Genomic DNA, 17,842 nt, shown 5'->3' with positions numbered 1-17,842 from the left:
GCGGAAGTGATGCTGCGCAACTTCGAATCGATCTGGCAAACCGGAAACGGCGCCGGACGGGCGCGAGAGTTGCGGTAGGCGGGTGGGCTCGGTTTTCTTGAGGTGCCCAAATCGGTGACGGCACACCCTCACGTTCGCCAGCGGACACCTCGCGAATTTAAGCAGCGCCATATGGCTGATCGGGGTAGCTCAGCGCTGCGAAAGCTATTATCGTGCTGCGCCTGGGCCATCATCGTCGTTGCTGCGCCCCGTCCTGCTGACAGTCCATCTTCTTTGGGTCGTCCTTCATATCCTCGAACGTCAGAGCCAACTGGTCGATCTACCGCGGTCACGTTGGCAGTGGATTTGGGCTCGAACTTAGCGGTCCGTATCTGCTCCCGGCAATCAGCGCTTTCTCCGATGCATTCCCACAGTCACGGCGAGCTCGGCCAAACGTTCATGCGCTCGACCGCCAAGGCGACCAAACGAAAACTCGTGATCAGTGACCAACAGTCTTGGAGAAAACGTTGATCACTGCGACGCCGCAAATAATCAGGATGATCCCCAATACCGCAGGCAGATCAAGTGGCGTCCTATAGACCTGAACGCTCACTATGGTTGTTAGCACGATGCCGACGCCGCACCAGATTGCGTATGTGACACCCAGGGGAATCAATTTGAGGGCATGGGAGAGAAAGAACAATGCGACGACGAAGCTGGCGATGGCAGCTGCAGTAGGTCCAAGCTTCGTGAATTGCCGTGTTTCGGGCAACAGCGATGAACCGATGACCTCGGATACAATGCCCAGCACCAGGGCGCTGTAAGCTATGACCAGAGGGTTCATGAAGTCACCTCCCCGAGCGAGGCCTGACAAGCCTCTCCAGAAGGGTGCGCAGCCAAGGCGTACGGCATTTTCGCGGCAACAGTGAGGTCCATTCGGTCGACGAGCGCCATGGGAATCCCATTGTCATGGTCCTTACCTATATGTTGCTGTGGTGCCGCCCGGTCGAGGCTGTGGGTACAAGCGCTTTCAAAACGTCCGTCATCCTGAGCGTGCCCACGCGGGCTCCGTCCGAGTGCACTGCAAAGAATTTGTCAGCAGCTCCCTGGGATCGCAGGATCGCCCGCTCCAAGGTCTCGTCCCCGTCGAGGACTTCATAGCCGTCGTCGTCAGTGATCGTCTTCTCCATTACCGATCGGACGCGCAGGACGCGGGCGCGATTGATATCGCTGACGAAGTCTTCAATGTAAATGTCGGCCGGGTTGAGGAGGATGTATTGCGGCTCTCCCTGCTGCACGATCTCGCCGTCCTTCAAGATGACCAGGTGATCCGCAAGCTTGAGAGCCTCATCGAGGTCATGAGTGATGAATACGACGGTCTTCTGAAGGTCCTTCTGCAGCTCGAGGAGAAGGTCCTGCATGCTCGACCGGATGAGCGGGTCCAGCGCTGAATAGGCTTCGTCCATGAGCATCAGCTCAGAGTTCGACGTTAGAGCCCGGGCGAGGCCAACGCGCTGCTGCATGCCCCCCGAGAGCTGATGGGGATAGAGCGCCTCCGAGCCCGCGAGGCCGACCCTGCTCAGCCACTTGCGGGCCGTTTCAACAGTTTTGGCCCGTCCGTCTCCGCGGACCGAGCATGGCATGCCGGCGTTTCGCAGCACCGTCTCATGCGGAAGCAACGCAAACTTCTGAAAGACCATCGACATCTGGGTCCGGCGCAGTTGCTGGAGTCTGGCCCGGTCGAGCTTCATGATGTCTGTACCATTAACGATAATCTCACCCGCTGTGGGGTCGACGAGGCGGTTGAGGTGACGGATCAGGGTTGATTTTCCCGAGCCCGAGAGGCCCATGATCACAGTGATTTCGCCCTTTTTGATCTCGACGTTGATGTCGCGTAGCCCGAGCACATGGCCGTGGGTCTGCAGCATGTCCTTCTTATGCATCCCCGCCTTCGCGTAAGACACCATGGCTGACGCATTGTTGCCGAAGATCTTGTAGAGGTTGCGGATTGATACGAAGCTCTCGGTCATGCTCATGTCCGCGGCTGGTGCATCTTGTTGACGCGCTGGAGGGCCGCCCGGCTGACTCGGTCAAGCACAATGGCCAGGAGAACAATGCCGAGGCCTGCGACGAGGCCGACGCCGAGTTCAAGTTTGTTGATACCGCGCAGGACAAGCGTTCCCAATCCAGGCGCAGACACTAGCGAAGCGATGACGACCATGGATAAAGACAGCATGATGGTCTGGTTGATGCCCGCCATAATGTTCGGCAAAGCTAGTGGCAACTGGACGCGATAGAGCTTTTGCGAGGAGGTCATGCCAAACGCCTCCCCCGCTTCCAGAACGTCCTTGTCCACCAACCGGATGCCCAGATTGGTAAGCCTGATAGATGGGACGATCGCATAGAAGATGATTGCGATGCCGTAGAGCTTCGGCTCCGTGACGCTGAACAGGAAGATCAGCGGGATAAGATAGACGAAGGTGGGCAGCGTCTGTAGCAGGTCGAGAAAAGGCGTCAGCCAACGCTCCAGGCGGTTGCTGCGTGACATCGCTATGCCGATAGGCACGCCTAACAGGACACAGATGAATGTACAAACCATGATGATGGCGAGGGTCTGCATGGCGTAACCAAAGTGATCAATGAACGCCAGGGCTAAAAATGCCGCCAGTACGAAGACCGTCACCCCGATGCGACGCCCGGCAAAATGGGCGATGGCGACCAGGATTATGATCGCCGCCCACCATGGAAGAGACTGCATCAGGTCGATGGCGTTGCGCAGCGCCCAACTCAATGGCTGGGTAACCGGGTCCAGAACGACTTTCACGGGGTCTTTCACATCAAGGAACAGGCGTTCCAACCCGGCTGTCATGTCGCGGGTACGCGGGATGGCGCCGCACGCCTTGTGGAGGACGTCGAGGGATGGAAACGGGAAAGATTCGGCTTGGTCGGCCCCCGCCGCGCCAGCCTTGGCAAGTAGATCGTCCATCGACATGGGACCGCCGATGGCGCCGGCATCGCACCAGAACCGCAGTCCAAGCGAGTCAAAAGCTCTTTCGTACGCTGTCATGGATCGCCTTATATCGCGGGAATCCGGCAGCCACGCTCATCAGAGCGTGGCCACCGGAACTGGAGGAGATTTGCTTGTCGACGGTTGAGGTGCGCCAAGCCTTCGCGCCTTGCCAAATTCACTCATAAGGTCGATCACCTCCGTTGGGTGCGGAGCCCAGGTGAATGACGGATCTCACTTGAGGACTGCCGCGAGCTTTTCCTTGGCTTCGGGGCTGAGCCAGTCCGCCCAAATCGTTTTGTAGGTGGTCAGAAAGTGGACCGCCGATTCGTCGGCCGAAGCCTTCTTGCTATCCTGCCAGGCCAGTGTCTCGCTCATCTGCTCATTTGTGAAGGTCACCTTGGACATGAGCGCTGCAATCTCCGGCTCGCGCTTCTCGAAATCCGTCGTCGCTGCCGTCACCACCTCTGCCGGCGGATAGGCCGACTTGCCGGGTGTCTTGCAGGTTTCTACCGCGTTGCAGGCGTGAATCTCGGGGACGTACGGGCCAATGTCGACCTTGACCATCTTGTACTTGCCGAGAACGGAGGTCGGACCCCAATAGTAACCGAACCAAGGCTGCTTATTCTCGTTGGCCGCAGCTATCGCGGCTGCCAACGTCTCTCCGGAGCCGTGATTAAAAACTTCGATGCCGTGGCCTTTAAGATCGAAAGCCTCAGCCAAATGGTCGTTGGTGATCTTACAACCCCAGCCTTCCGGGCAATTGTGAAATTTGCCGCCCACCCAGTCGGGGTGCGCCAGAATGCCGTCGATCTTCGCAAGTTCCGGATGTTCGTCCACGAGGTATTGCGGAACCCACCATGCATCAATGCCGCCGGGGGTGAGGACATGGCCCAGCGTCTTGACTTTGCCGGCGGCCACCAATCCTGGATAAGCCGGCGCGCCGTTGAGCCAGAGTTCGGTGACTATGTCGGGGCGGCCGGTCTCAGCAACTGAGGTGACTGCCGTAGCCGTGGCCGATGGAACCACCGTGACCTTGCAGCCGTATCCCTGCTCCATCAGGAACTTGGAAACGGCGGTGACGATCGAGCCCGAGGCCCAGTTCATCTCGGTGACCGTGACGTCACCGCATTTTGCTTCGGCCGCAGTCGCCGCGAGCGTTGCGATGAATACAGCGGCGCTGAGTTTCAACGTGCGTGAGAGCATTGTCTTCTCCTGTTGGTTTTCCATTCCAGGCGATGTCCTCGGCAGCCTGCGCTACCTGGCCGGTTCCCCACGTCGTCAATTATAGGATCACCTAGCATTTAACTAACGAATATAATTCGACCCTGACATCGAGTTATTCGATGCTCTGTCTCAATCGATGGCGAAGCGAGTCACGGCGGCCTCGTCGAAGGTGAAACCTGTCCCGGGACGGGTGGGTATCAGGATGTCGCCATCCACGATCTCCATCTCTTCGCGAAAAAGTGGGGCGTACCACGGCATATGCTCGACGGAGATACAATTGGCGGCTGAGCCGGCAATGCAAAGGCTGTGCTCCGTGAAAATATGGGTGGAAATGGGCAGGCAATACGCCTCCGCCAAGGCTGCCACCCGGCGCATTTCGGTGAGCCCGCCAATCCTTTGGAGGTCCGGCATCAGCACATCGGCGGCGCGTGCTTCGATCGTGTTGCGGATGCCGAAGCGGGTCCACTCCGTTTCACCCGAGGCAATCGCAATGTGGAGCGCATTCCGGACCTCGGCCTGGCCGATGAGGTCGTGGACGGAAACCGGTTCTTCGAGCCAGCCGACGTCAAGTTCCTCGAGCATCCGGCCCAGGCGGATCGCCTGCTTCGGCCTGAGCGCCTGGTTGGCGTCCGCGAGGAGTTCGATTGAGGGTCCAACCGCCTCGCGGACAGCCCTGACGCGCTCAAGATCCTCTCGAGGGTTTTCTTTGCCGACGCGCACCTTCATCGCCCGGAAACCCTGGTCCAGGAAGGTCGCCGCTTCATCAACCAGCTCGTCAATGCTCTGGGATAACCAGAGCCCGCCACTGGCATATGTGCGGATGCGATCCCTGCACGCTCCGAACAGAAGGTGCAGCGGCCGGTCCGCGCTTTTGCCGATTAGATCCCAGCAGGCCGTGTCGAGCGCGGAGAGCGCGGAGATCGTGACGCCCGCATAACCGGTCGGATTGATTTCAGACCAGATGGCCGAATTGATCGCCGTCACGTAGTGGGGATCCTGGCCCACAATGCGATGCGAAAAGCCGCGGACCATCTCGTCGAACGATTTGAGCCGGACTGCATTCAACGTGAAGATATAGCTTTGGCCAACCAGTCCGGTGTCAGTTTCTAAGTATACAAGCAGGCATCCGACCGACCGCATGTTATGAATGGCGGTCGTGATCGGCTTAACAAAAGGTACGTCGGTCAGTCGTGTCTTCAACGCTGTGATTTTCATGTCATTCTCCGGCAAGGGACTGGAATTCAGGTGATTGTGTCGCGCAGGGCCTGCACAGCGGTTTCGATAAATTCCGGCGCAATGACGTCAATACGAACGGCGACAAAGACTGTCCGTTGAAAACGTGGTGCTCCCTCGACCACATGCAGGCGTCCGGACTTGACCTGGGACGCCACGGATTCGGCCAGAAAATACCCGGAGCCGTTGTTGGCCAGGATATGATCCATGGCTACCGCGGAACTGCGGATTGTGAGTTTGTGGCTGAAAACGCCCGGAAAATGCATGCTGTGCTGAGCCCGGAACGTCTCGCCCCAATCCACGAACACGTACCCCGGGACTACCCCGCTCTCCACCGGACGCGGCTTCGACGAGACCATCACGAGTTCTTCGCTGATGAGCGGCTCAATCCGTGCTTCCGCGCAATGGCGCGGATCATAAAGGACGGCAATGTCAAGCAGGCCGGCGCGCAGTTTCTCCATGAGAATGTCCGAGCGCTCGCTGATGGCGCTCGCGACCCCGTCGGGCAGCGCCTCTGCCATTCGTTCCAGCCAGCCCGGCACGACGCGCGGCCAATGATTGTCTTCAACACCCAGCGTGACAAAGGCATTCAGGCCTTCCGGTAGCGTCGCAACTTGCTGGCCCCGCTCCCAGGAACGCACGATATTCACCGCGCTTGCGTGGAATTGATGACCGCCAGTCGTAAGCGCCACTCCGTTGCGCTTGCGGTGAAACAGTTGGCGGTTCAGTCGGCGTTCAAGCGCCTTTATTCGGGCGCTGATGGTCGACTGGGTGACATTGAGTTGGTCGGCGGCATGCTGGAAGCTGCCCGTCGTGGCTACTTCCAAAAAAGCCTTGATGTGCTCGATGTTCATGAAAGGAAACCCCGTTAAATCGAATTCCTCGATATGAGTCGGTAATTATATTCGTTTGCCACGTCAACCAGAGTGAGGAAGAGTGGGCGGGTAGGAAAAGCGCCGGCGTGACGGAGCAAACTCTGGCTGGCCAACGGAGACATTTATGCGGATTGCATTCATCGGGTTGGGCAACATGGGCGGGCCAATGGCCAGCAATCTGGCGCGTGCCGGGTACGAGCTTGCCCTTTTCGACCTGGATTCAAATAAGGTCGAGGCCGTGCGGGCGACTGGCGCAGCGGCCGGCAACCGAGCAATCTCGTCCGCCCCCACCGTTGCGGAGGCGGCCGCCGGAGCCGACATAGCCTTCACATCGCTGCCAAACCCGAAGATCATCGAGGCCGTGGCGCTGTCCGAACAGGGCATTCTCGCCGGGCTGCCGAAAGCCGCCGTCTGGATTGACCTTTCAACCAACAATCTGGAGTGCGAACGACGCATCCGCGCTGCTGCCACCGACCGGGAGATTGCGTTTCTTGACGCACCGGTAACTGGCGGGATTGAAGGAGCAGCTGCCGGTACTCTGATGATCATGGTTGGCGGCGACAAGCATGTATTTGCGCGGTGCAAGCCAGTTCTGGAAAAGATTGGCAACCGGATCATGCATCTTGGCCCTCATGGAGCTGGCTACGTGGCCAAGATTTCGCAGGTGGTGCTTTGCTACCTCAACTCGGTCGCGCTGAGTGAAGCCCTGATGCTGGGAGTGATGGGCGGGGTTCCTGCCGCGACGATGCTTGGAATCATTCAAGGCAGCACTGGAGCGAGCTATGTCGCGGACCGATACGGTCCGGCTATTCTTGACGGAAGCTACGATCCTGGCTTTGCGCTCGGTCTTGCACATAAAGATTTGGTCCTGACCCTGGAGCTGGCAAGGACGGTTGGCGCCACGTTGCCCATGTGTGAACAGGTTGAGGCAATCTACAAAAAAGCTGTCGACCAGTACGGGTTTGACCAGAACCACCTCATGGCCGTGAAGCTCTTGGAAGAGCAGAATGGCACATTCCTCCGCTCCATCTGACAATACGATCGAAAGGACAACCAATGGCACATGAGATGAAAGCCGAGGACTTCAGCGTCCAGGGCGGCCATGCGAACATCTCCAAGGAAGAATGGGAAGCGCGCGTCGACCTCGCTGCTCTGTACCGCCTCGCCAACATGTATGGCTATGACGATCTGATCTGGAACCACATCACCATGCGTGTCCCAGGCACCGATCACCAGTTCCTTCTGAACCGCTTCGGTCTGCTTTATAATGAGGTGACGGCGTCGAACCTGATCAAGGTCGACGAGCAGGGAAAGGTCCTTTACGGCCCGCCGGACGTCAACACCGCAGGGTTCGTCATCCATTCAGCAATCCATAACACCCATCACGACATGAAGGTAGTGTTCCATAGCCACGCGCCGGCGGGTCTCGCCATCACGGCGCTCCAGGATGGGCTGGAGTTCCTGACGCAGGACGGCTCGATGCTTTGGGGCGACATCGGCTATCATGACTGGGAAGGCCTGTCGCTGACCCTCGAGGAGCGGGATCGTCTCGCCAAGAACATCGAAGGCAAGAAATGCCTGATCATGAAGAACCACGGGTTCCTTGCGGTCGGCGCGAACGCCGGCGAAGCGTTCATGAACCTTTATTACACCGTCCGCGCGTGCCGTGTACTGATCGATGCCTATTCCACCGGCCTGAAGCTCGACAAGAGCGGTGAGGACATCTGGCGGCTGGCGCACCGCCAATACGACGATTTCCCGCTCGGCAAATATGAGTGGCCGGCGCTTTTGCGCCAGTGCGACCGGGTCGATCCTTCGTATCGCTATTAATCGAACGGCTTGAACCCCCGGCGGAGACTGGCCGGGCTTTCCAGCGCCTACTGTCTGCAGAAGCCTTGCGCGGAGGTCGAATGGCCAGCCGTTCCCTCCGTGCGGGCCTATTCTCCTCCAAGGGGCGCCCAAACCCATGACCATCCTGTTGAACAACCATGGCTACGATAACGAAAGTTGGCGAAGGGAAATAAGCCGCCAGCTTCCTGAATTGCCCGTCAAAGTGTTCGGTGAACCCATCGACCCCAACGAAGTCGTATATGCGATGGTCTGGAACCACCCTACCGGCGATCTCAATCGCTATCCGAATCTCAAGGCAATCTTCTCGCTCGGCGCCGGTGCCGAGCATTTCGTAGCAGATGCAAGCTTGCCGGACGTCCCGGTAATTCTGCTCGCGGATCCGGCCGTCGCCCGCGACATGGCTGCCCATGCCCTTTACTGGGTACTAACGTTCCACCGGCGGTACGCGGACTACCGATCGCAGCAGCAAGACCGGATCTGGCATCGTAAGCAGATCGTCCCCACGAGAGAGTTTCGCGCTGGTGTATTCGGCCTGGGCCGCATCGGCACAGAGGTCGCCAGCCGCATTCGTGATTTTGGATACGCCGTGAGCGGTTGGGACCGCAGCGCTCGACAGATCGAGGGTGTCGACTGCTATTCCGGAAAGAACTCGCTTGCTGAGTTCCTGGGCCGCAACGATGTGGTCATCAATGCCCTCCCCTTGTCCCCGAAAACCCGCCACTTCCTCGATGGCAAGATTTTCGCGGCGATGCGCCCAGGTGGGTTTTTCATCAACATCAGCCGGGGAGCGGTTGTCCATGATGCAGCCTTGCTAGACGCCCTTGACCGGGGGCACCTTTCCGGCGCCGCCCTGGATGCATTCGCCCAGGAACCGCTTCCTCCCGAGCATCGCTACTGGTCGCATCCCCAAGTGTTCGTTACGCCTCATATGTCCGGTGCAACATTTGCGTCGAGCGCAGTTGCCGTGATAGCCGACAATGTGCGCAGGCTTGAGCGCGGATTTGAAGTCTTTCCGCTGTTCAACCGGGAAGCAGGCTATTGACGCTGCCGGCATGCGGCCAAGCTCTTCCTTTGCATCACCGCCGCTCCGATAGGCCCGCAGTCGTGGCACGCTGCTGCGTCGACACGTTCAAGAACCCTCCGGTCGGAAGGTTGCGGGCTTCGTGAGGGGCGATCTGGTGCGCCTCTCGAAAACACCTCGAAAAGTGGGACGCCGACACGAAGCCGCAGCATACCGCAATTTCAAGAATCGGCATTGCCGACTGGGCCAGCAGGAGCTTCGCGTGTTCCAATCGCAATTCTCGGAAGTAGCGGCAGGGAGAGCGACCGATATCATTGCGAAACAGACGCTCCACCTGCCGCCGCGACAGCCCCGCAGCCGCCGCAAGGTCCGTCATGGTCAGCGGGGCGGCCAGATTCCTCTGCATCAATTCGATCAGTTTCACGACGATCGGGTTGAGCCTGCCATGCTGACGCAGCAGCGGCAGCCGCTGGCGCTCATCGCCCGTGCGGACACGGCCGGCGACGGCCAACTCCGCAACGCTTACCGCAACAGGTTCGCCGCAATGATGTTTCACAAGCTCGATCATCATATCGAAGGCTCCCGTGCCGCCTGCGCAGCTCCAGATATCGTTGTCGACCTTGTAGACGGTCGCCTCCGCCTCGACGCGCATAAACCGCTCTTCGAATCCCGGCAGGGCCTCCCAATGGACGGCGCACTTGCGCTCATTGAGCAGACCAGCTTTCGCCAAAGCAGCAACACCACTCCCGAATGCGCCCGTGTCAATGCGGCGCTGCCGGCATTCGCGCAACCACGCGCTCAGCACCTTGGTTTCACGACCTTCATCAGGCTCATCGCCGCAGACGAGAGCCAGTCCGGGTCGTTCAGGCTGCTGCAGATACCTGCGTTCTTGGGCCAGGTCGGCGTCAGCCGCGACAACAATACCGCAACTGGCCCGCACGGCTTCGCCCAAGTGGGAAACCATACGCCAACGAAAGGCTTCCCGTCCGGCCGCTTTGTTGGCGAGGCGAAAGACGTCCAGGGCAGACGACAGAGCGAGGAGTTCGAACCCGTGCGCCAAGTAAAGGGTGACGGTAACTGGCTCATTGGCGGAAACGGACGCCCAAGCGTCGCGGGACCAGTGGTGGACCATGTCAGACTCTCCGCCGTGTTCTCTCAGCGACACCGGATAACCGGCTCGCGCCCTGTTTGAGGGACGCGGACAATAGGCGAAAGGACGTTTGCGTCGGTATGACAGTAGATTTGCGACAAGGCCCCGGTTCATCAGCGAAGGCGGCACAAAAAGTACGCCGAGCCCTTGCCCCGCTCTCTGTCGGTTTTCTCCTGCTCCATCGGTTTACCCTAGGGGCGTTTGCCAATTTCGTTGACGTGCTGCGTCTGGCCGCCGACGAAGGGGACCGCAGCCGCCCAATCCGCTGTCAATGGCGGATCATCTCGCCTGACATGTCGCCAATCCTGTCCAGCTGCGGCGTTGCTATCTCTCCCCACGAAAGGATCGGAGACCTTCGACGCTTCGATTACCTAGTGGTTGTCGGCGGGGTTCTTGGAGAGGAAAGCCTCTTGGTCGACGAGAGGTTCGACAACCATCTGCGGCATGCTGCCGAGGCAGGCATACCGCTCGTGGGCCTGTGTACCGGCTCATTTATCTTGCACCGCGCCGGCCTCATGCACGGCTACAAGTGTTGCGTCAGCTGGTTCCACAATTCAGATTTCTTGCGACTTTGCAAGGGACTACAGGCCGTGTCAGACCAGATCTTCGTCGTCGATCGAGACCGACTGACCTGTTCGGGGGGAGCCAGCGCCGCACATCTCGCAGCCTTTCTGATCGAGAGGCACCTTGGTAAGGCCCCGGCCGCCAAAAGCTTGCGGATCATGATGTTCAACGAGGTGGCAAAGGGCGAGACCGCCCAGCCAACTGGAAGCCTGCAGGTCGTCGTCCGGGACGAAATTGTGAAACGAGCGGTGCTGGTGATGCAACATCACCTGGAAGTCCCGCTGACTATCGGCCGCTTAGCTGACAAGCTCGGCATAAGCAAACGAATAGTTGAACGCCACTTTCGGTCGGAGCTCCGCAGCTCACCTCGAGCCGTCTACACGCAGATTAGGCTTGATCATTCGTGCCATCTTTTGCTGAGAACGGACAAGTCTATTTCCGAGATTGCACTTGAGTGCGGATTTTGCGACGGTTCGCATCTGAACCGGATTTTCCGCGCCAATTATCTGCGGACTCCTCAAGAGTTCCGTTCGCAGGGAGCAGTTCTGGCGGATGGGTGCGGAACAAAGACATCGAAACCGGCCTGAACGAGTGTTTTAGCCGTCCGAGCCCGGCTACGGTCGGCGAGGGAATGGTCATTCGTCGATATCCGATTCGCCTGGGATCTTCCTTGGTGTCAAATCTGCGGGTTGCTCTCTCCGCACTTTCTTGGCGCGAGACCCAATCGTCCTTCTTCTTGTCGTCATTGAGCTCACATCGGAAGTTTTGCCATGACTGCCCCCTGTTGGCATTCGACTATTCGCCAATTGCAGCCAAAATCAATTGGCCCAACGCTGCCACATCGCAAGCCTCGAAAAGCCAGCTTCGAAGCAGAGCTTTGCCACCCGCACATTTGAAGGCCATGCTTGCCTTATCGGCAGCGATTTGCGTCGGACACGGCCGACTGTAAGAGGGTACTCGCACTTGCCCGTACGGGAGAGCGCCATGCCCCAATCCCTTCTTCGCAAGCTTTTGAAAGCCCTCTCCTCGGAGGATTTCGCACTTTTGCAGCCATCGCTGCATCAGGTCGAACTGGCCATCAAAAGCCAGCTGGAGGTCGCATATCAGCCGATCGCGAGTGTGTATTTTCCGGAGACGGGTATCGCCTCGGTGGTCGCCACGATGACTAGGCGGGCGCAAAAGTGAGGTCGGCCTCGTTGGCTACGACGGCATGACCGGCATTGCGGTTATACTCGGCCAGGATAGGTCTCCTAATGAGACCTATAACCAAGTGGCCGGCCAAGGCTGGATCCGTCGGTCAAGAGCCTTCGCGCCGCGATCGCGAGAAGCCTGAGCCTTCGCGAGTCACTGCTGCGCTATGCCCATGCGTTCCTTGTCCAGTCGTCCCGGACGGCACTGGTTAACGGCCATTCGAAAATCGAGGAACGGCTGGCCCGCTGGTTGCTGATGGTCCACGATCGCGGTGACGGAGACAAGATTTACCTGACGCATGAATTTCTGGCGACCATGCTTGGCGCTCGTCGGCCGGCGTCACGACCGCCCTCCAAATGCTCGAATACCGGGGACTGGTCCGCGCCACGCGGGGTGAAATCACGATTATCGATCGCGCCGGAATGATAAGGCTCACGCACGGCGCTTATGGCGAGGAGGAGCAACGCCATTTCGGCTTGGTTCCGCGTGATTGTCCGGAATCAGACAAAGCCTTGCAAGCTGCGGAATTCCGGCCCTAAGTCGTTTGGTCAGGGTTTCAGGGAGGAAATTCTCGATGACCAACGCTTTTCACTCGGTCACGGTTGAACGAGCAGCCGAAGCCTATGTCCTTTCCAGGGGCAAGGCCCGGTTCCTCTCCATCGCACAGGCAATCCGCGCCATCCGAACACTCATGCCCGCATGCAAGGCGACCGACCGCGAACTGGAGGAGTTGCTGGCGGCGGCATCGATCATTCACGGTGTCCGCGTCGCCTTCGACGCAAGAACGGCGGAAGCCGCAGAACCGCGGCTCCATTCGTAGCGACGATGCCAGCGCCTGCGGAGTCCCACACCTTATCGGACCCGTGCATTTCGATGTCCGAGGTTCGTCACGCCGTGTGACGAATGTTTCCGCCTTGCGACCTCACGGATTGGAACTTCATTTCGCGAAGTGCAATCGACGCGGGATCTGCGATCGAATTCGACGCCGCGGCACCGTAAGCCGAACGCCAAATTCCCGGGAAGCCCGTGGGTTGTGCCGAGCCAGATCAGGTATATGTTTGCCGAACGGCTTGAGGACTTCGGTGTGGGAAATCACGGCAGCGTTGTTGAAGGATGGCAGGTATTAGCTGAGGACGATGCGATAGAAGCCGCGACCGAAAGGCATGGTAAGGATCCTACAACGTCGGTGGCCTATTGCGCCTTCCAAGCGTCTGGCAATGACAAAGGTCTCGAATACCGATTCTGGTTCAATCTGTTTCTGAAACTTTCAAAAAGGGATCACGTCGGGTGGGCTTAGCCAACGGGCAATTGCACGAATGGTGATGACTGAGGGCAAATATCCGGGAGAGCTCGCCTCCCCGCAGCAGATCCATGAACTGGCGGAAGAGTATCGCAAAGCGGCAGCCCTGCTCGTTCCGCTTGGCCGATCAGGCAAGCCGCTTAGCCGAGCGCCGTTTAGACTGTCCGCCATCCACGCGATTGAACTTTATCTGACCGCGCTTTTGCTCCACCGTGGGCACGAACCCAATCAAATCCGCAGGATGCATCACGACTTGGCAGCTCGGGCGAAGCACACTGTCGAAGCAGGACTGCGTCTCCGCACAAAAACCGCCAATCATCTTCAGTCCCTCAGCCAGAACCGGGAATATCTGATCACCCGCTATGGCCCGGAACTGGCCGCAACCGCCTCGCAGATCAACCGGCTCACCGCCACCCTCGAAGAGGTGGCGGTGAAGGTTACCCTTTTGATCGCGTCGTCCTCAAGAACGGATCCACAGCCAGCCGCGACCGTAGCTGGCTAGGCCTGACCCGATTACCGGCTTGCGTGGTTCAAAGCTGTGGTTCGGCGGCCTCCTTGTCGGCGTCATCTGGTAGGCCAGTGACATGATGAACCACGAATACAAGCAGGCAACCTCGTCGCGCGGCATCGGCAGCTTGTCGATTAGGTCACTCGCCAGCCTAAGGTCGCTGCATCGCTGCCCCAATCTTAGTGGCTGGTCCGTACTTACTCGGCGGCGATTGCCAAGCTTTCGCTTTCAAACTTTGCCGACATTCGCAGCGCAGCGGGAAGCCAGCCCTTGCCGTCCAGTTCCGTCTCGGCGTGCAAGCGCCTTCAGGTTTCGGAGCGTGTTCTACAGCTTTCGCCGTGGCATCGGCAGCATGACGTCAGCAATGTGGGCTTTCGACAGTCGTGTAAGGAAGGCCCCCCGGCGTCCACCTGAGGCGCATTTTCAGCCCCACCGCTTCCGCCAGCAGGTCGGCAGTTGCGATGCCTTCCCTGCCGGTTTCATGGCGGGCGACCACGGCGTCGAGGTTCGCGGCAGTCGCCATCGCCGCCCGCGGGCAGAGGAGTGGTCAGGCCGCGCATCCTCAAGCGCTATGCCGACAGGCCGAGAACCGGCTGCCACAATACAGGTCCGTTCAAACGTCCCCTCCAGCGGACGCGCATGAGGCTGGCGTGGGAAACCTCGAGAGAACCGGCGACCGCCTCCGTGTTGCCGACCGCCTTCGGCTGCCCGATGCGCGCCAACGGCCACGTTGCGAGACGCAGGATCCGCTCCATGCGCGTGTCGGTCACTGTCACAATCCGATCGAGTTCGTTGGCCAAGCCGAATTCGATCATCCCCGCGAAGAGCTCGTAGGTTGCTTGGGCCAGCCCGCCAGCCTTGGGTGTTGATGCAGGCAGATCCAGTGCGAAACGACTGCTCTCCCAAACGCGGGTACTCGCTGGCGCCGCTGTCTCACCCAGCAGCATCGGAAAGGTGTCGCGCAACATTGTCGGTCCCGTTGTCGGCAAAAAACGGACGCAACCGCAAATGCGCCAGTCGGATCCTTTGAGAAGGAGATAGACTGGCTTCAGGCCGTCATATGCGTCTGTCTCCATTTCCTCTGCGGTCTGAACATCCCATTCCAGCCTTTCCTTGAAAACCCGATGCCTCAGTCCGAACATTTCTTTGAGCTCGCTTGAAAACTCGTCGTAGAGCTCGGGTGTAATTAGCTGCATCATTTGTCGCCTCCGTGCGGGATGTGTTTCCGTCATCGAAGAGCAAAGCCGACACTGATGCAGCCTGTAGACCTTTACAGGTATCCGAAGAAAGGATCACGATCTCGACTGACGGGAAGCAGCCAGCCGTGCTACAGCCTGGTTGATGGTTCTCACACCAAGTTTTGCCTTGGCGTTTTCCAGATGGAAGGTCACGGTGCGTTTGGAGACGCTGAGAATCTGGCTGATATCCCAGGCCGACTTGCCGTCCGCCGCCCATTTCAAGCATTCGAATTTCGGGGGGTCAGGACTACGCCATCCACCACGCAGTCTTCGGCGAGCCTGCGCCGGGCATATATATGAAAGCTGATCGCCACCAGCTGCAATGCTTTTTCGTAACGTGTCAATGACCGCAAGAGAGGCGGACGGGACTGGTCGGAAGCGAAGGTCAGCGCAGCAAAGCGGCCGCGATGGTCGTGCATCGACATGGTCAATCCGCCACGAATGCCAAATCGAGCTGCTTCTTCCAGAACTCGTTGCTGTGAAGCCGCGAGATGTTGCCGAGGCCGATCCACACCCCAATCAAAAGTGTCCCAGCCTTGGAGCCCGCGCAGGATGACCGGATCATGGCTGTGGTAGCGCAATTGCATATAGCGAGATGTCCAGGAGGACGGATAATTTGAAATCAAGCGCGGCTTCTGGCAGGAGGCCGACGGGCAACTGAAATAGGCGAAGAGCGGAAAGTCGAATGCGGCCGCGGCAGAGGCCATTGCCTCACACAGATCGACAGCATCGACGCTTTCGGAGAGTTGCTCGAGGAAATCTTCAAACACGCGATGCATCTGCGCTTTGCATAACCTCCGTGCCGTTGCTCGATCGCAGGCGGAGACCTTTGGTTTAAATGCTTGGCGATCGAGAAAACGTGTGCGAGCTCGTCAGTTTGATCGCCGGCATTGCTCTGCTATTTTGGTTGATGAGGCTGTTTGTGTGGCGACTCAGCGCCGCGAGCGTCTAATTTGTTGCACCAATTGGTGACATTCCTATGTTGTCGATCAGCCGTATGTCGCCGAGCCATGCCGCGACGAGCAAGCGTGCTGGTCGGTCAAGGCTCGTCAGCGGTTGCAGATCCGCCTCGTCGCGAAGTTCCAGATATTCGACTTCGCGATAGCCTGCAGCCAGAATTGCAGCGCGCGCTTCGGCTAGAATGGGCAGGACAGGAGAGCCGCGCGCAAGCCGGTGCGCCACCCCGAGCAAGACCGCTACCAACTTTGGGGCAATGGCGCGCTGTGCTGGCGAGAGCCGAAGATTGCGCGAGGATAGTGCAAGACCATCGGCTTCGCGGACGGTCGGACAGGCCAGGACGGTGATTGGAATGTCCAGGTCCCGAACCACGCGCCTGACCAGCTGAAGCTGCTGAAAGTCCTTTTCGCCAAAACAGGCCAAGTCAGCGCCGGACTGCAGGAAGAGCTTGGCAATCACCGTCGCCACGCCATCGAAATGGCCCGGCCGGAAGCCGCCGCACAGGCCCTCGCTGATGCCGGACACCGAAACGGTCGTGGCGAAGCCTGGCGGATACATCTGCTCAGCATCCGGCACATAGAGCAAATGCGCGCCCAGCGGCGCGAGCTTTGCAGCATCTTCGTTTTCCGTACGAGGATAGGCTGCGAGGTCGGCAGCACTGTTGAATTGCTTGGGGTTGACGAACAGCGTCACCACGACCCGATCGGCCTTCTGAAGCGCCGCACGCACGAGACTCAGATGGCCTTCATGAAAGGCCCCCATGGTCGGCACAAGGGCGATACTGGCACCTGAGCGACGCCATCGCGCGGCAACGGCGCGGAGCTCGGCAACGGTTCGAACGATCGGCACGCTCATATGACGTCTCCGGTCTTCGGGTCGTTGGTGTAGAGATGTTCCGCCGCCGGAAAGCACCGTCTCCTCACGTCAGCGGCATAAGCGGCAATCGCTGCATCGGCCTGTTCGCCTAGTTCGGCGTAGCGCTTGACGAATTTCGGCCGGAAGGAGCTGAAAAGCCCGAGCATATCGTCGCTCACCAGAATCTGGCCGTCGCAGGCGAGTGAGGCGCCGATGCCTATGGTTGGGACGGCGATCTCCGCAGTGATGCGCCTTGCTAGGGGCTCGGGCACTTTCTCCAGCACCACGCAGAAGGCGCCGGCCTCCGTAACCGCACTGGCATCGCGCCTGATGCGCTCGGCATCGTCTCCCCGCCCCTGGACGCGGTAGCCACCGAAAGTATTGACCGCCTGCGGCGTTAGACCGACATGGGCCATGACAGGGACGCCGCGGGCTCCGAGGAAGCGAATGGTCTCGGCCATTTTCTCACCGCCTTCGAGCTTCACAGCTGCACAACCAGTCTGCGCCATCAGGCGCGCAGCGTTGCGGAAGGCCTGCTGGGGGCTCTCTTCATAAGAACCGAATGGCAGGTCGACGACCATCAATGATCGCAACAGACCGCGGCGCACCGCCTGACCGTGCATGATCATCATGTCGAGAGTGACGCCCAGGGTCGACGAGAGGCCGTGCACTACCATGCCAACGCTGTCGCCAACGAGAACGATATCGCAGTGTGGATCAACCAGTCTGGCGATCGGCGTCGTATAGGCCGTCAGGCAGACGAGTGGAGTCTGGCCTTTCCGCATTTGAACATCCGGCGGTGTCATCGCCTTTGTCTCACCAGCTGCGCTCAACCGTCGCATCCTTCCCTTGCGTTACCCGCCGCGGGTGTCGCGTTTGGCATATT

20 protein-coding genes and 1 pseudogene are annotated in these 17,842 nt (G+C 59.2%); 9 read left to right on the top strand and 12 right to left on the bottom strand.

The genetic code is table 11. The features are described 5' to 3' along the window. Nucleotides 1–478 precede the first annotated feature (478 nt). From AC0L2D_RS28755 to AC0L2D_RS28730, 6 genes are all read right to left on the bottom strand, one after another. Nucleotides 479–823 (bottom strand): DMT family transporter, encoded by a 345-nt coding sequence (locus tag AC0L2D_RS28755; RefSeq protein ID WP_027163129.1) that lies wholly within the window; start codon nt 821–823, stop codon nt 479–481. Nucleotides 824–959: 136 nt separating this feature from the next. Then, nucleotides 960–2,015 (bottom strand): quaternary amine ABC transporter ATP-binding protein, encoded by a 1,056-nt coding sequence (locus AC0L2D_RS28750; RefSeq protein ID WP_473543580.1) that lies wholly within the window; start codon nt 2,013–2,015, stop codon nt 960–962. Next, nucleotides 2,012–3,046 (bottom strand): ABC transporter permease, encoded by a 1,035-nt coding sequence (locus AC0L2D_RS28745; protein WP_473543578.1) that lies wholly within the window; start codon nt 3,044–3,046, stop codon nt 2,012–2,014. The genes AC0L2D_RS28750 and AC0L2D_RS28745 overlap by 4 nt, the downstream gene beginning before the upstream one ends. Nucleotides 3,047–3,220: 174 nt before the next feature. Further along, a complete protein-coding gene (locus tag AC0L2D_RS28740) occupies nt 3,221–4,192 on the bottom strand; it encodes an ABC transporter substrate-binding protein (protein WP_473543576.1) in 972 nt (323 codons plus the stop codon). Between the two features lie 150 nt (nt 4,193–4,342). Continuing rightward, nucleotides 4,343–5,428 carry a mandelate racemase/muconate lactonizing enzyme family protein gene (locus tag AC0L2D_RS28735; protein WP_473543574.1) on the bottom strand — a complete coding sequence of 362 codons (1,086 nt, stop codon included), beginning with the start codon at nt 5,426–5,428 and terminating at the stop codon, nt 4,343–4,345. 26 nt (nt 5,429–5,454) lie between these two features. After that, nucleotides 5,455–6,300: a LysR family transcriptional regulator gene (locus tag AC0L2D_RS28730; protein ID WP_473543572.1), complete on the bottom strand. Its 846-nt coding sequence runs from the start codon at nt 6,298–6,300 to the stop codon at nt 5,455–5,457. 145 nt (nt 6,301–6,445) lie between these two features. Between AC0L2D_RS28730 and AC0L2D_RS28725 the strand changes: the two genes are divergently transcribed. The 3 genes from AC0L2D_RS28725 to AC0L2D_RS28715 all read left to right on the top strand — a co-directional run bounded on the left by AC0L2D_RS28725 (nt 6,446) and on the right by AC0L2D_RS28715 (nt 9,214). Further along, nucleotides 6,446–7,354: an NAD(P)-dependent oxidoreductase gene (locus AC0L2D_RS28725; protein ID WP_473543570.1), complete on the top strand. Its 909-nt coding sequence runs from the start codon at nt 6,446–6,448 to the stop codon at nt 7,352–7,354. Nucleotides 7,355–7,377: 23 nt separating this feature from the next. Continuing rightward, entirely contained in the window at nt 7,378–8,151 is a 774-nt protein-coding gene (locus AC0L2D_RS28720; protein ID WP_473543569.1) for a class II aldolase/adducin family protein, read from the top strand. 136 nt (nt 8,152–8,287) lie between these two features. Continuing rightward, nucleotides 8,288–9,214 carry a 2-hydroxyacid dehydrogenase gene (locus tag AC0L2D_RS28715; protein ID WP_473543568.1) on the top strand — a complete coding sequence of 309 codons (927 nt, stop codon included), beginning with the start codon at nt 8,288–8,290 and terminating at the stop codon, nt 9,212–9,214. A gap of 34 nt (nt 9,215–9,248) precedes the next feature. Here the strand turns inward: AC0L2D_RS28715 and AC0L2D_RS28710 are convergent, their stop codons facing one another. Then, on the bottom strand, nt 9,249–10,325 hold the full coding sequence (locus AC0L2D_RS28710; RefSeq protein WP_473543566.1) for a GlxA family transcriptional regulator: 1,077 nt from the start codon (nt 10,323–10,325) through the stop codon (nt 9,249–9,251). Between the two features lie 98 nt (nt 10,326–10,423). Here AC0L2D_RS28710 and AC0L2D_RS28705 point away from each other — a divergent pair, with 98 nt between their 5' ends. The 6 genes from AC0L2D_RS28705 (at nt 10,424) to AC0L2D_RS28680 (ending at nt 13,900) form a co-directional block, all read left to right on the top strand. Next, complete coding sequence (locus tag AC0L2D_RS28705) at nt 10,424–11,494, top strand: GlxA family transcriptional regulator (protein WP_473543564.1); 1,071 nt, start codon at nt 10,424–10,426, stop codon at nt 11,492–11,494. A 397-nt stretch (nt 11,495–11,891) separates the two neighbouring features. Beyond that, entirely contained in the window at nt 11,892–12,092 is a 201-nt protein-coding gene (locus tag AC0L2D_RS28700) for a hypothetical protein (protein ID WP_473543562.1), read from the top strand. Between the two features lie 261 nt (nt 12,093–12,353). Then, on the top strand, nt 12,354–12,524 hold the full coding sequence (locus AC0L2D_RS28695) for a hypothetical protein (protein ID WP_473543592.1): 171 nt from the start codon (nt 12,354–12,356) through the stop codon (nt 12,522–12,524). A 148-nt stretch (nt 12,525–12,672) separates the two neighbouring features. Beyond that, on the top strand, nt 12,673–12,918 hold the full coding sequence (locus AC0L2D_RS28690; RefSeq protein WP_473543560.1) for a hypothetical protein: 246 nt from the start codon (nt 12,673–12,675) through the stop codon (nt 12,916–12,918). Nucleotides 12,919–13,152: 234 nt separating this feature from the next. Beyond that, nucleotides 13,153–13,395 (top strand): hypothetical protein, encoded by a 243-nt coding sequence (locus tag AC0L2D_RS28685; RefSeq protein WP_473543558.1) that lies wholly within the window; start codon nt 13,153–13,155, stop codon nt 13,393–13,395. Between the two features lie 25 nt (nt 13,396–13,420). Continuing rightward, entirely contained in the window at nt 13,421–13,900 is a 480-nt protein-coding gene (locus AC0L2D_RS28680; RefSeq protein ID WP_473543556.1) for a hypothetical protein, read from the top strand. 364 nt (nt 13,901–14,264) lie between these two features. Here AC0L2D_RS28680 and AC0L2D_RS28675 read toward each other — a convergent pair whose 3' ends face one another. The 5 genes and pseudogenes from AC0L2D_RS28675 to panB all read right to left on the bottom strand — a co-directional run bounded on the left by AC0L2D_RS28675 (nt 14,265) and on the right by panB (nt 17,789). Continuing rightward, nucleotides 14,265–14,429: a hypothetical protein gene (locus tag AC0L2D_RS28675; protein ID WP_473543555.1), complete on the bottom strand. Its 165-nt coding sequence runs from the start codon at nt 14,427–14,429 to the stop codon at nt 14,265–14,267. 46 nt (nt 14,430–14,475) lie between these two features. Continuing rightward, on the bottom strand, nt 14,476–15,105 hold the full coding sequence (locus AC0L2D_RS28670) for an acyl-homoserine-lactone synthase (protein WP_473543553.1): 630 nt from the start codon (nt 15,103–15,105) through the stop codon (nt 14,476–14,478). A 93-nt stretch (nt 15,106–15,198) separates the two neighbouring features. Further along, nucleotides 15,199–15,923: pseudogene (locus tag AC0L2D_RS28665) on the bottom strand (LuxR family transcriptional regulator). Between the two features lie 169 nt (nt 15,924–16,092). Then, nucleotides 16,093–16,956 (bottom strand): pantoate--beta-alanine ligase, encoded by an 864-nt coding sequence (gene panC, locus AC0L2D_RS28660; protein ID WP_473543551.1) that lies wholly within the window; start codon nt 16,954–16,956, stop codon nt 16,093–16,095. Then, nucleotides 16,953–17,789 carry a 3-methyl-2-oxobutanoate hydroxymethyltransferase gene (panB, locus tag AC0L2D_RS28655; RefSeq protein WP_473543549.1) on the bottom strand — a complete coding sequence of 279 codons (837 nt, stop codon included), beginning with the start codon at nt 17,787–17,789 and terminating at the stop codon, nt 16,953–16,955. Before panB ends, panC begins: the two co-directional genes overlap by 4 nt. Nucleotides 17,790–17,842: the final 53 nt, after the last annotated feature.

The organism is Mesorhizobium sp. WSM4833 (assembly GCF_055811095.1).
This window is presented reverse-complemented; position numbering and strand designations above follow the sequence as displayed.